General features: G+C 68.3%; 8 protein-coding genes and 3 pseudogenes. 7 read left to right on the forward strand and 4 right to left on the reverse strand.

The annotated features are described in order from the left end of the window. Together ACWDA7_RS43810 and ACWDA7_RS43815 are read left to right on the forward strand one after the other, a co-directional pair. Window positions 1-387 (forward strand): annotated as a pseudogene (locus ACWDA7_RS43810) (NF041680 family putative transposase); the annotation flags it as partial. A 226-nt stretch (window positions 388-613) separates the two neighbouring features. Then, a complete protein-coding gene (locus tag ACWDA7_RS43815) occupies window positions 614-1,408 on the forward strand; it encodes an IS5 family transposase (protein WP_450612589.1) in 795 nt (264 codons plus the stop codon). A gap of 6 nt (window positions 1,409-1,414) precedes the next feature. On the opposite strand, the pseudogene ACWDA7_RS43820 reads toward ACWDA7_RS43815, so the two are convergent. Beyond that, window positions 1,415-1,950 (reverse strand): annotated as a pseudogene (locus ACWDA7_RS43820) (hypothetical protein). Window positions 1,951-2,277: 327 nt separating this feature from the next. Between ACWDA7_RS43820 and ACWDA7_RS43825 the strand changes: the two are divergent. Next, on the forward strand, window positions 2,278-3,390 hold the full coding sequence (locus ACWDA7_RS43825; protein ID WP_450612591.1) for an IS110 family transposase: 1,113 nt from the start codon (window positions 2,278-2,280) through the stop codon (window positions 3,388-3,390). A gap of 1,295 nt (window positions 3,391-4,685) precedes the next feature. Further along, on the forward strand, window positions 4,686-6,980 hold the full coding sequence (locus ACWDA7_RS43830; RefSeq protein ID WP_450612601.1) for a M4 family metallopeptidase: 2,295 nt from the start codon (window positions 4,686-4,688) through the stop codon (window positions 6,978-6,980). A gap of 328 nt (window positions 6,981-7,308) precedes the next feature. Here the strand turns inward: ACWDA7_RS43830 and ACWDA7_RS43835 are convergent, their stop codons facing one another. After that, window positions 7,309-8,319 (reverse strand): LuxR C-terminal-related transcriptional regulator, encoded by a 1,011-nt coding sequence (locus ACWDA7_RS43835; RefSeq protein WP_450612593.1) that lies wholly within the window; start codon window positions 8,317-8,319, stop codon window positions 7,309-7,311. A 215-nt stretch (window positions 8,320-8,534) separates the two neighbouring features. On the opposite strand from ACWDA7_RS43835, the pseudogene ACWDA7_RS43840 reads away from it, so the two are divergent. Beyond that, window positions 8,535-8,768, forward strand: a pseudogene (locus ACWDA7_RS43840) (MmyB family transcriptional regulator); the annotation flags it as partial. Window positions 8,769-9,112: 344 nt separating this feature from the next. After that, window positions 9,113-9,679, forward strand: coding sequence for a DUF4240 domain-containing protein (locus ACWDA7_RS43845; protein ID WP_450612595.1), 567 nt, complete (start codon window positions 9,113-9,115; stop codon window positions 9,677-9,679). A gap of 182 nt (window positions 9,680-9,861) precedes the next feature. On the opposite strand, the gene ACWDA7_RS43850 is transcribed toward ACWDA7_RS43845, so the two are convergent. Then, a complete protein-coding gene (locus tag ACWDA7_RS43850; RefSeq protein ID WP_450612597.1) occupies window positions 9,862-10,071 on the reverse strand; it encodes a hypothetical protein in 210 nt (69 codons plus the stop codon). Window positions 10,072-10,166: 95 nt separating this feature from the next. Here ACWDA7_RS43850 and ACWDA7_RS43855 point away from each other — a divergent pair, with 95 nt between their 5' ends. Continuing rightward, entirely contained in the window at window positions 10,167-10,331 is a 165-nt protein-coding gene (locus tag ACWDA7_RS43855; protein ID WP_450612599.1) for a hypothetical protein, read from the forward strand. Window positions 10,332-10,746: 415 nt separating this feature from the next. Here ACWDA7_RS43855 and ACWDA7_RS43860 read toward each other — a convergent pair whose 3' ends face one another. Continuing rightward, window positions 10,747-12,330 carry an ABC transporter substrate-binding protein gene (locus ACWDA7_RS43860; RefSeq protein WP_450612603.1) on the reverse strand — a complete coding sequence of 528 codons (1,584 nt, stop codon included), beginning with the start codon at window positions 12,328-12,330 and terminating at the stop codon, window positions 10,747-10,749. Window positions 12,331-12,881 lie beyond the last annotated feature (551 nt).

Raw genomic sequence — 12,881 nt, forward strand, 5'->3', positions numbered from 1 at the left:
CATACCTTCCGGCTGTTCAAGCAGACCCTGGGCTGGACCGTCCCCAAGGTCCGCGACCCCGCGACCGCCGACCTGTGGACCTGGCTGATCATCGCTGCCCACACCCAGCTCCGCCTCGCCCGACCACTCGCCGAGGACCTGCGCCGGCCCTGGGAACGGCCGGCCGAGCCCCGCCGCCTCACCCCCGCCCGGGTCCGCCGGGGGTTCCGCCACCTCCGCGTGAAGACCGCCCGGCCCGCAGGAGTGCCCCAACCCTCCCGACCCGGGCCCGGACGCCCACCCGGCTCGAAGAACCGCAGGCCAGCACCACGACACGAGCCCGGGAAGACCGTGAAACGAGCCGAAACCCTCAGCGAACACGTCCGCTTGAAACAGCAGCGAGGTTAAACATCAAGCTGAGAAGCTGTTGTCTTTTCGATCTTGAGCGCTGGCGGTCGAACGCCGGTTCCCGGTTGGGTGACCTTGCGGTGGCGAGGGCATGAAGCCGGGGCCTCCTGAACAGCTCGTGGGTGTCGAATCCATAGAGCACCAGGATGCCCCGATGCCGCGGTCTTCCGTGTCAGTGCTGATGGAGTCCAACTCGGCTGCTCCATCGTGTGATTGCCTCGCGCATGTGTACGGCAACGCGGCCGACCGGCCCGAGCGGCAGCGCCGGTATCCGACGGACATGACGGATACGGAGTGGTCGGCGATCCGGCCGCTGCTGCCGGTGCCGAGCTGGCTGTGTGGCCGGGGCGGCCGGCCGGAAGGGTATTGCTACCGGCGAATGCTGGACGCGATCCGCTATCTCGTGGACAACGGGATCAAGTGGCGCGCCATGCCGGCCGACTTCCCGCCGTGGGACCGGGTGTATGCGCTCTTCCGCCGCTGGCGCGAGAACGCCCTGGTCAAGGAGTTCCATGACCGGCTGCACGGCCAGATCCGCAAGCGGCTGGGGCGGGATGCGGAGCCGACGGCCGCCGTGATCGACTCGCAGTCCGTCAAGGCGGACGCCGTCCTCGGCGCCGACAGCCGCGGGTTCGACGGCGGCAAGCTGATCAACGGCCGTAAGCGGCATGTCGTGGTCGACACGCTCGGCCTGCTGCTGGGGGTGATGGTCACGGCCGCGGATGTCGGTGACCGCACCGCCGCCCAGGTGCTGCTTGAGCAAGTGGTCGGCGCGCACCACCTGTTGGCCCTGGTCTGGGCTGATGGCGGCTACACCGGCAGTCTCGTCGAGTACTGCCTGGCCGTGCTCGCGCTGGTCGTTTCGATCGTCAAGCACAGCGACGACCAGAAGGGGTTCATGGTGCTGCCCAAGCGGTGGATCGTCGAGCGCCTCTTCGCCCACCTGATGCGAAGTCGCCGCTTGTGCGCGACTTCGAGCGGCGCACCACCAGCGCCGAGGCGATGGTCTACTGGTCGATGATCGGGCTCATGACCCGCCGCCTGGCCCGGCACACCCGCAGCGAGGGTGAACCAGCCCGGCTGCTGCTCGGCCAGCCAGCCGCGGGCGACCAGGCGTTTGGCTTTCGACCGCAGTGCCTCCACCCGTGCCGGCACCACGTCCATGCCGAACGCGGCGGCCATCTCCTGGCAGGTCAACGGGCCTTGATGGAGCTGGGCCCGGTCCGCGAGCGCCTTGAGGATGCGCTGGTAGTCCACCGACAGCACCGACCAGGTCAGCCCCTGGCGCCACACCGGCACCTGCGACTTCTGCTTCACCGCATCCCGGGGCGCCGACTGCGCGTCCGCATCCCGCGGATCCGGGGCGACCTCCGTGTCGGGGGTGGTGCCGTCGTCCGGATCCAGCACCGCATCGACCCGCTTGCGGGCGATCGCCCACTCCTGCCATTCCTGCTCGGCCACGGCCAGCTCGGCCTGGATGCGGTCGGCCTCCTCCCGCAGCCCGTCGACTCGACGCCGAGCGGCGAGCTCGTGCTGTTCCAGTAGTCCAACAACCGACGGCATCCGCGACCTCCCCAGGAGCGACAACCCGACAGGCCACCACTCCCACGGAACCACCGCTCCTATCCCCGACCAGCGGAAACGCGTCGATCATGTCCGGAAAGACTGTGAGGATGACCTGGTACCGCTTCGAGCGGTGGCCTGACCCGCGGAAAGACTGGCTTTGATGCCCTGCTGTTGATCTGTCGGCCACCGCGCGGAGCGGTATCTGCTGCCGCCGGGCAGGGGGCGTGTCCCGATAGGGGCCTTCGCGACAGGCACCGTCACAGTCTTGACCTCCCCTGCCCGACGACGGCCACCGCTTCCGAGGCGATCAGGAGACAGGCGACCTTGCCCAGCATCACGAAGCCCACAGCCCCGTGTCACGTCCCGGCCGACGCCGCAGAGGAGGTCCTGCTCGGCGTCGACACCCATAAGGACTTCCACGCGGCAGCCGTCATCACCGTCCTCGGCGCCGCATTGGACGGCCGCAGCTTCCCGGCCACCACCGAGGTCTATCACCAACTTGTCTCCTGGGCACGCTCGTTCGGCGCCCTGCACCGGGCAGGGGTGGAGTGCACCGGCTCCTATGGCGCCGCGCTCGCCCGTTACCTGCGCGCCGGGGGCATCGAGGTGACAGAGGTCAACCAGCCTGACAAGGCAGCGCGCCGACGACGTGGCAAGACCGACGCCGTCGACGCGGAAGCGGCGGCCCGCGCCGTGCTGTCCGGTCGCGCGACCGCGACCCCGAAGACGAGCGACGGGCCGGTCGAAGAGCTGCGGCTGCTCAAGCTCGCGAAAGGGTCCGCGATCAAGTCCCGGACCCAGGCCATCAACCAGCTCAAGAGCGTCCTGGTCTCGGCCGACACCACCTTGCGCGAGTCGCTGGCCGGGCTGAGCAACCCGCACCTGTTCAAGCGGTGCGCGGAGCTGGACGATTCGCAAGAATGCGGTCCGGCGGGCACCGCCCGGCACGTGCTGAAACTCCTCGCTGGCCGCATCCAGCACCTGACCGGGGAGATCGACGACCTGAACAAGCGGATAGCCGCGGGGGTCGAAGCAAACTTCCCCGGCCTGCTCGACATGCACGGCGTCGGCCCGGACAGTGCCGCCACCCTGCTGATCTCGGCCGGCGACAACCCCGATCGCCTCAGCAGCGAGGCGTCCTTCGCCGCCCTGTGCGGCACCAGCCCCGTCGAGGCATCCTCCGGCAAGACCCAACGACGCCGTCTCAACCGTGGCGGTGACCGCCAGGCCAACGCGGCCCTCTACCGGATCGTCCTCAGCCGCCTGCGCTGGGACGACCGTACCCAGGACTACCTGCGGCGACGCCTCGCGGAGGGCAAGACCCGCCGGGAGATCATCCGGTGCCTGAAGCGATACGTCGCACGCGAAATCTACCGACTCATCGCCCCCATCAGGACAGCCGCATGCCCTGCAGAGCCCAACGGAACCGCAAGTTGACATCCATAGAGGCATCAACAGCTTCTCAGGACAGGTGGCTGGGAGTTGTCGGTTCTGGAGGCGGCTCCGTGGATGCCAGAGGACGGATGCGGACATGTTTGGGAGGGCCCGCGGTAGGTGTTGAGGATCCTCCGGGGCCGGTGAGCGGCGTGACCCCCGAGTTGCGTCGGCGTGGGTGCACCGGTGGCGGCGCGGGTGGGTTTCATGGCGCGAGACAAGCACCCGGCGTGGGAGGCCAGCGTGCGACGCTGACCTTTATCCCAAGTGCTGCGTCGCGGATCTGCGGCGCTCTCCCCTTGAGCGGGAAGGCCCGGCGGCGGTGGCAGCCGGCGGGTGTGCCACCGCCGTGGTGACAACGCGGCCGCGATGAGCGTGAGACGGCTGAAGCCTCTCAAGCAGTGACCGTTCGCCGTGCGGGCCGGAAGCCGGTGCGTCGGCATGTCACGCGAGGGCGCGCTCGTGGTGGGCCCTCGCGTGAGCCAGGTGAAGGGTTCAGGCACGTGCTTGCGGGGGCAATTGCGGGAGCGCCGCCGAGGGCCGACGTCAGGCCTAGCCGCCAGGCCATGTAGTCGAGTTGTGCGGTAATCGGCGCGATCAGAGCGTGGGAGCGGCTCGCGCTGAATCGCTCCTTGGGGTGCGTCTGGCGCTCACCAGGCTCGAAGAGCCACGTCGGCGCGAGGACCTCATGGCACCAGCGCGTCTCACCGTCGAGCCGGGAGTAGCGACCCAGCCTCTGGTGGGTGGCGCCCCGTCCTGGGCGAGAACCACCTCCGCGTAGAGCCCCATGGTCGGCGTGGCCGCGGAGCCTTTCGGGAGGGTGAGGAGTTCCAAGGTGGTCACGCACACGGTGATGTCGATGGCTTCTCCGTCGTCTGGGCACTTGGCGACGAACATGTAAGGCAGTGGCCGGTGGAGGGACGGGGCTACCCGGCTGGTCATGGGCACTACCTCCTGAAGTGTGGTGGGGACTCCACTGCAGGCTGAGTGGCGGCGTCGCGGTCTCTGTCCGGTGTTTGTGGAGTGTCCTGGCCGCGGGCGCCGGTTTCACACCTGCGCAACTGCACGTAGTCCCCTCCGACTTCTCCTTGTCATGGTGCCCGTGTGGCAGCGAAGGTGCAGTGCGAGCCGCGGGCGCGCTGACCAGCAGTCACGAGACAGGCTCGAGTCGCGTCGTGCGCGGCTGTCGACATCGACACACGGCCGAAAACGGAAGGTCCCGCAGATTGAACTCCTCCAGTAACAGGACTGCGTCCCCACAGGGTTCGCACCGGCCCCGGCGGCGCCTGGCCGCGACCGTGGTGATCACGGCCGCAGCACTCGCCTTGTCCGCACTGCCCGCCTCGGCGGGCGCCCCCTCCACATCGGACGCGTCCGGGGGCACCCGCAACGTGGGAGCGCTCCCGCAGATCAAGGCGACGGCCAGACCGGGGGCAGGGAGCGTTCACCTGCCGCCCGGACAGCGTCGACGACTGCTCGACCAGGCGACCAACGCGGCGCCGGACACCGCCCGTTCACTCAACCTCGGCCCCCGCGAGAAGCTGATCCCGAAGGACGTGATCCAGGACGCCGACGGAACGGTCCACACCCGCTACGAACGTACCTATGCCGGACTGCCCGTGATCGGCGGCGATCTGGTGGTCCATCAGCGAGGCGGGGCTCGCACCGTCACCTACGCCTCCAAGGCGAAGCTGACCCTGCCCACGGCCAAGGCCAAGGTGTCGGCGGACGACGCGAAGAAGTCGGCCCTGAGCAAGGCCGCGGCCAAGGGCACCCGCAAGGGGGACGCGCGCACCACCCCCCGACAGGTCGTCTGGATGATGAACGACAAGCCCCAGCTGGCCTGGGAGACGGTTGTCACCGGCATACAGCAGGACGGGTCCCCCAGCGAACGCCACGTCGTGACCGACGCCGCGGGCGGCGCCACCCTGGAGAACTCCGAACACGTGGAGTCCGCCCAGGGCAACAGCCTCTACAGCGGGCAGGTCACGATCGGCTCCACCCGCCAGGACGACGGCACATACGCCCTGATCGACCCCGCACACGGTAATCACCAGACGCTCGACTCGAGCGTCAACTCCAACGGGGTCCTGCTCACCGACGATGACGACGTGTGGGGCGATGGAACGGCGGCGAACCCCCAGACCGCGGCGGTGGACGCGGCGTACGGCGCGCAGACGACGTGGGACTTCTACAAGGACAGGTTCGGCCGCAACGGCATAGCCGACGACGGCCGCGGCAGCACCTCCCGAGTCCACTACGAATCCGTGCAAGGGGTCCCTCTCGCCAACGCCAACTGGCAGGACGGCTGCTTCTGCATGAGCTACGGCGACGGCGCGGACGGACAGCACCCGGTGACGTCCTTGGACATCGCCGCGCACGAGATGACGCACGGAGTCACCTCCGCCACGGCCGGGCTGGGCAACAACGGCGAATCGCCGGGCCTCAACGAGGCGATCAGCGACATGATGGCCGCCGCCGTCGAGTTCTACGCCGACAACCCCAACGACGTGCCCGACTACACGATGGCCGAGTTGGACAACCTGCACGGCGACGGCAAGCCCATCCGCTACATGGACCGTCCCTCCAAGGCCGGCATCAGCTCCGTCGGCTACGCTCCCCTGGACTACTGGACGCCGCAGGCGAAGTGGGACGAAGCGCATATGGTGGCCGGGGTGGGTGACCACTTCTTCTACCTGCTTGCCGAGGGCAGCGGGCAGAAGACCATCAACGGCGTGGACTACGACAGCCCCACGTACGACGGGCTCCCGGTGGCGGGCATCGGTCTGACCGACGCCGCCGATGTGGTGTACCGCGCGCTCACCGTCTACATGACCAGCACCACCGACTACGCGGGCGCCCGGACCGCGACGCTCCAGGCCGCCACTGACCTCTACGGTGCGGACAGCGACGCCTACGAGGCCGTGGCCAACGCCTGGGCGGCCGTCAACGTCGGGACACGTTTCGTCAATCACATCGCCGTGGAGCCGCCGCCGACCGAGCCGGTGGCGGTCGGCCAGCCAGTCAGCCGCCAGATCACCGCGTCCAGCAGCCGTCCCGGCGCGCTGACCTACTCGGCCAAGTCGCTGCCCCGTGGCCTGTCGATCGACCACACCACCGGCCTGATCACCGGTACGCCCGACAAGGCCGGTGACTACAGCTCGGTCATCGTCATCACGGACGCGGCCGGGGACACCCGGAACCTCTCGTTCACCTGGACCGCTCTTGAATCCGGCGGACACTTCTTCGTCAACCCCACCACGTATGTGATCCCCAAGTGGGGCGTGGTCGAGTCCCCGCTGGTATACCGGGGGAAGCCGGGCAACGCCCCCAGTGACCTCAAGGTCACGGTCGACCTCGACCACGAGTTCAGCAATGCCATGGTGATCGACCTGATCGCCCCCGACGGCACCGTCATCCACGTCAAGCCCTGGGGACCCTGGGTGATCACGCCCGAGTTGCACGAGACCTACACGGTCGACGCCTCGGCGGTCACCACGGTCGGCACCTGGAAGCTGCGCGTCACCGACGGCACCCCGGGCTTCTACGACCTGGACCCGGGTCATCTCCAGCGCTGGAGCCTGACCTTCTGAGGCTCCGGCCCAACGGTCGTAACCGGCGTCCGGCCCGGTGGAGAGCGTAACGGCCACCGCATGGTCACCAGAGGCTGTGGGCCCCTGGAACACCATGCGGTGGCCGTCAGCCTTGACGCGGGGCCGCGCACTTCAACAAGCGTCTGTCAATGCTTGGGCCGACACACTCATGCGTGCCCTACGGGTGCACGGCGGCCGGGTCACCCGCAAGAACCCCACGCTCAGGCCACAGAGCCAATCAGCGCCCACCGCTTGGGACGCGATGGCGACCGCTCGTAGCGGCGCACAACCCGGGAACACGGCCGCGCCGGCGCAGGGCTGCAAGCCGTCAGGCCTGCTCCTCCAGCCACCCCCGCTCCACCGCCAGCAGCGCGATCTGGAACCGAGTCCGGGCGCCGAGCAGAGTACCCGCATCGCTGACATGTTTCTGCACGGTACGGCGGCTCACCTTGAGCACGCGGGCGATCGTCTCGTCCTTCATCCCGGTTGCCATCAGATGCAGGATTTCCCGTGTTCGCCGGTCCGGCCCCACGGTCGTCAGGCTGCGCTCTAGGATGGGCCCATCGGGTCGGCTTGCCAGCGACACCGGCTTGGCGCGCTCCCACACGCTCTCGAACAGCGCCACCAGCGCCACCACCAGGGCGGGCGAGTGCACCACCAGTGAACCCGCTGTGGGGCGGTCCCCGCGCACCGGCAGCAGAGCCGCCGCCCGGTCGAACACTACCAACTTCACCGGCAGCCGTGACGCCAGCCGCAGTTCCCCGCCCCGGCCCGTCCCGCGCAGCGCCGTCTTGAGGGACAGTGCGTCGGTAAAGTCCTCCGTCTCGTACACCGACCGCATCCGCACTCCGTGCGCCACTCCAAACTCCCCGGTGGATGCCTGCGGAACCGTCACATACGGCGGCTTCGCCAGGTGCAGTACCTCGACCGAACTCCCCTTCAGCAGCTGACCGTAGCGCGCCGACACCTCATCCTCGCGCTCCAGAACCTCCACCAGGTGCGAAGCGCGCGGCCCAGTCACCGCCTCGTATACCTCGTGAAGGCGCTCCACGAGCCCCTCGAAGCGGGCCAGTTCGCCCCGCCGCCGGGCCAGCAGGGCACCGAGCGACGACCGTGGGGGGCCGGCCGCCCATCGCGTTGCCGAGCCGTCGATCTGCAGCACCAGTGAGGAGTCCGCAAGGTGCCGTAGTGCTCGTTCGGTCTCCGCACGGGACACCCCGACCGTCGCCGCCACTTCAGTGACGTCCGCTGACGGCACGGCCACCAGGTGCTCCAACACCCGCCCGGCCAGTGGATCCAGACCCGTTACCGCCCACGAGTCGTCCGCAGTTCCGTCCATACGTTCTGACACTCCTGTGGTTGGTGATGCGGCGCTTGGCGAGCAACTCGCCGAGGCCGTCGACCAGGGCGACGTCGTGATGCCGTCGCACGCAGTCGATAAACCGCAGTAGATCAAGTTATTGTTCCCTCTCTCGAAGGTGCCGGTGTCTGTGTTGTTCACGAGCGCATGCAGGCCACCCAGCACCCCAGTTCCAGGACTCGAGCACGGGGCTGGTGAGGACCTTGACCGTCACCAGTCGGTCGACCTTGGGATCCGCCTGGCGTCTGTACTCCGAAGCGGACCACCAGAACCAGTCCCGCGCGTCGGTCGCCGATCTCAGGGCGACCGTCGCCCGGCCAGCGGCAAAGGACGCCGAAGTCAACTCACTGATCGCGTCCTTCCTCCACCTCTCTCCCGAATTCGCCGAGCTGTGGGCCCACCACGACATGGCAATTCGGCACAGTGACCGCAAACGCCTCGTCCCCCACACTCGGCCCGATCGTTCGCCGGCCACGACACCGTGGCATGGAAGCCGATCCTCGACGAGGCTTGGATCGCATACCCGCTCGCAAAGCCGGAGGGCGAACCGTCGGCTCAGTCGTAAGAAGACCAGGCGGCGCCGGGGGGAGTTGCGGGGAGCGGGCACCGGGGCCGGAGCCTGCGCGACTCGGTTGTCTGCCACCAGTTCGACCACATCACGACGAAGTGGTCGCCTTTCCCGCCCCAGACCTGGTGACGGAGAAAGTGGCAGCGTGATGTCAGGGCACCGCGACCGGTGCGCTGTCAGCACCAGGTGGCATGCTCTGTCGCCATGGACAAACAGCAGTTCTGGCAGCTCATCGCGGCAGCGCGCAACCAGGCGTTCGACTCGAACGCGAGCGGAACGATCGCCAGCGAAGCAACCACGATGCTGGCCGGTCACCCGGCCGAGGAGATTGTTGCCGCTCAGCAGGTGCTGTGGGACCTGATGGCTGACTCCTACACGAACCCTTTGTGGGCGGCCGCCTACCTCATCAATGGCGGCTGTTCCGACGACGGCTTCGAATACTTCCGCGGTTGGCTGATCGCGCAGGGGCGTGTGACCTTCGAGCGCATAGTCGCCAATCCTGATGCGCTCGCGGAGTTGCCCTTCGTGCACGCCTCGGCGACCGAGGGGCTGGACCTGGACGGCGAGGAGGTGCTCAACATTGCCTGGAACGCACACATCACGGCGACCGGTGAACAACTCCCTGTCGACGCGTTCACCATCCGATACCCGGAGCTAGACCCGGCCTGGAACTTCGACTTCGACAACCGCGACGAGATGGCCCGCCGACTGCCGCGCTTGGCTGCTCTCTACTGGGTGCGGCACGTCATGGTGCGAGAGGGTAGCCGGTAGACGGTCAGCACCGAGGAAACCGTCGCGGATGGCGCGTGCGATGACCTCGCCCACTGACGTTCGGCCAGCGTGCGCGGCGCATGGTCGGGGGCGTCGGTGGTGACGACACCATGCTCGTCGGCGCCGTCATCAGGGGGTGTCCGCTGCGGCGACGGCTGACGGCCGGACCCGGGGCGTCCCGGCTACAGGTGGCAGTCCTGCAGCTCGGCGGCGAAGACCTTGCCGTATTCGGGCAGCGGGGTGTCGGTCAGCAGGACGCGGATGGGGCGGCCGTCGATGACGCGGAGGACGACCGAGTCGGCCGGGGCGGAGTTGCGGAAGACGATGCGTGCGCCGGGGCCGAACAGTGGCCTGGAGTTGGTCACCAGGTAGGTGCGGGCGACGTCAGCCATGATCTGGCCTCTCGAGTGGGGGCACGCCCCAGATGGGCCGCATTTCACCGCTTAAGGGGCCTGGGGCCCGCCGGGACAGGACCGGACCCGCGGGAATGTTCAGGCGGCCGGACGGCGTCGCCCTGGTCCAGGGCGGGGACGGCGCCCTGGTCATGGTTGAGGGCCTGCCGGACGGCGACCAGGTCGGCACCCGTGATTCCCTCCTGCTCGCAGCGCTTCCACCACGGGTCACCCTGCATGGCGGCGGTAGCCTCGCGTAGGGCCGCTAACAGCCGGTCGTACTCTGCATCAGCACGTCAGCCCCTGGCAGCAGGCGCACGGGCCGACCTGCGCAGGGGTGCAGCCCAGCCCGCAGGCGGCGGACACCGGGTCGGTCGTGGGGTCGATACATCTGGCCATCTCGTCCATGTGTCCGAACGGCAAACGGAGAGCGGCGGCCTCAGTTGACGCGGTCGTGGCGCAGACGGCGCTCGCACCTAGCCTCTCGGGCGAGACGGCGGCCCGGGTGACACCGACGCGTCCTAGGCTGCCGGGTATGGCGCGTTCCTGGACACGACTACACGGGCACCTCGGGGCCCCGACCGGCCCGCTTGACTTCGACATGATCCGCAAGTCCGCCGCCGACTGGCGAGGCGATGCTTGCTCCGCGCATCACACGTGTCCGCGCGGCCTCGGTCAGCCCTTTCTGATCTCCCAGAACCGGAACACCGTGGAGGCGTCGAGACAGTACTCGAGCCCGTAGACGTCGTCCCGTGTGACGGCGTACTGCTTGGCCTGCCAGACCGGGATGACCGGGAGGTCCGCGGCGACGATGTCCTGGAGCCTGTCGTACGCCTTGTCGGTCGACGAACGGTCGCTCTCGGCGGCCGTCTTCGGGATCAGCTCGCCCGTGATCGTGCTGTTGTCATAGTGGTTGTCCAGCACGTTGCCCTTGCCGAAGAACGGTGCGGTGAAGTTGTCGGGGTCCGGGTAGTCCGGGACCCAGCCCTTCACGTAGACGCCGTACTTGCCCGCCGCGATGTCCTTCTCGTACTCGTCGAAGGCGACGGACTTGACGGTGGCGTCGAACAGCCCGCTGGCGTTGAGCTGCTCGGCGATCGTCTTCAGTTCCTCGTCGGTGGCGGGCCCGTAGCGCGAGGGCGTGGACCACAGCGTCAGTTTCACCTTGCCGGTGATGCCGGCGGCGTTCAGCGCGGCGGCCGCCTTGGTCTTCGAGGGGCGGTCGCCGTAGGTGTCGAAGAAGGACGTGTGGTGGCCGGTGATACCAGCCGGGATGATCGAGTAAAGCGGGGTCGCCGTGTCTTCGTACACCTTGTTGACGAGGGCGCCGCGGTCGAGCAGGTAGGCGATGGCCTTGCGGACGCCGAGCTTGCCGGCCACCGGGTCGTCCATGTTGAAGACGAGGTGCTGGACTTCGGCGCTGGAGCCTTCGACGACCTCGATGCCGTTGCCGGTGGAGGTGTCGTTGGCGGTATCGGCGATGTCGGCGGCGGTGAGACCGCGGTAGGCCAGGTCGATCTGCCGGGCCAGGAGGGCGCTCTTCAGGGCCGATTGGTCGCCGTGGAAGAACCGGAGGGTCACGCCGGAGTTGCGAACCTTGGAGGTGCCCTTGTAGGCGGAGTTGACCGAGAAGACGGCCTTGTCCTTGCTGAAGGAGTCCAGCTTGTAGGGGCCGGAGCCGACTGCCTTGCCGTCCTTGCGTAGCGCGTCGGCGGGGTATGCGCTGTGGTCCACGATTGAGCCGGCGCCGGAGGCTATCTTGCTGGGGAAGGTGGCGTCGGCGTACTTCAGTTTGAAGACAACGGTCTTGGGGTCCGGTGTCTCCACCGAGCCGAGCATGGGAAACATGATCGCGGGACCGGCGGAGTCGTTGATCTTCAGCATCCGGTCGAAGGAGAACTTGACGTCCTTTGAGGTGAGCGGGTGACCGCTGCTGAACGTCAGTCCGTCTTTGAGGGTGCATGAGTAGACCCTGGTCGCCGTGCCCGTGAACGAGCACTCTTTGGCGGCCTCCGGCTCGGGTTCCGTGCCGCCCTTGGGAAAGCTCAGCAGGGACTGGAAGACGTTGTTGAACAGCAGCCAGGATCCCGGGTCGTAGCCGGAGGCGGGGTCGGTGGCCAGGACGTCGTCGGACATCCCCATCACGATGGAGGAGCCGGTGCCCCCGGAGTCGTTCGTGGGAAAGCCGCATCCGGTGAGCAGGCCGGCGGCCAGCCCCGTCGCGACGGAAAGGACCGGCCACTGGGTGCGCATGTTCACGTGCATGTGCCTTGTCTTTGGTTGTCGTTGGGTCCGGACTCCGCGCGTTCCGGGGCCGTGCGGGAGCCCCCGGAGCGTATCGCAATCGCGAACTCGGCGAAGGCCCCTAGGCGGGATGACCGGTTGCCTTGAAGCGGCCGGTCAGTTGCCCACGCCGCGGCTGAGCTCCGACAGCGCCCTGCAGTTGACCGCCACCATCGCCGCCGCCCCCTGGCGCCACCCTCCTGACCCCGGCCGTGACGGATCCCTTCGGCTTCACCGACCGACCCGACTACGCCCGCCGCTCTCACGACGTCCAGCCCGTGACCGCGGTCCTCCGCGCCGGTTTCCCCGAGTCGGCGCGAAGGCCCGCACCGATGTCCACGCGCGCACACCGCCCAGGCGACGCGGTCCTTCACCAGCTCCCCTGCGCTCCTTGGGCTGGCCATACTGGTGGAGTGACGACGCATGGCTCCGCAACCGTTCCTAGTCAGTGAGCAGGAGTGAGTCTTGTACCCAGTCCTGGTCAACTGGCGCATCCCGAACGGTGGTGGATGCACTGGTCTCCCGCG

This window comes from Streptomyces sp. NPDC001156 (genome assembly GCF_053598275.1).

Excerpts from the sequence above, each read along its gene's own strand:
- ACWDA7_RS43835 (WP_450612593.1), bottom strand. The coding sequence starts at position 8,319 with ATGGACGGAACTGCGGACGACTCGTGGGCGGTAACGGGTCTGGATCCA.
- ACWDA7_RS43845 (WP_450612595.1), top strand. The coding sequence starts at position 9,113 with ATGGACAAACAGCAGTTCTGGCAGCTCATCGCGGCAGCGCGCAACCAG.
- ACWDA7_RS43850 (WP_450612597.1), bottom strand. The coding sequence starts at position 10,071 with ATGGCTGACGTCGCCCGCACCTACCTGGTGACCAACTCCAGGCCACTG.
- ACWDA7_RS43855 (WP_450612599.1), top strand. The coding sequence starts at position 10,167 with ATGTTCAGGCGGCCGGACGGCGTCGCCCTGGTCCAGGGCGGGGACGGC.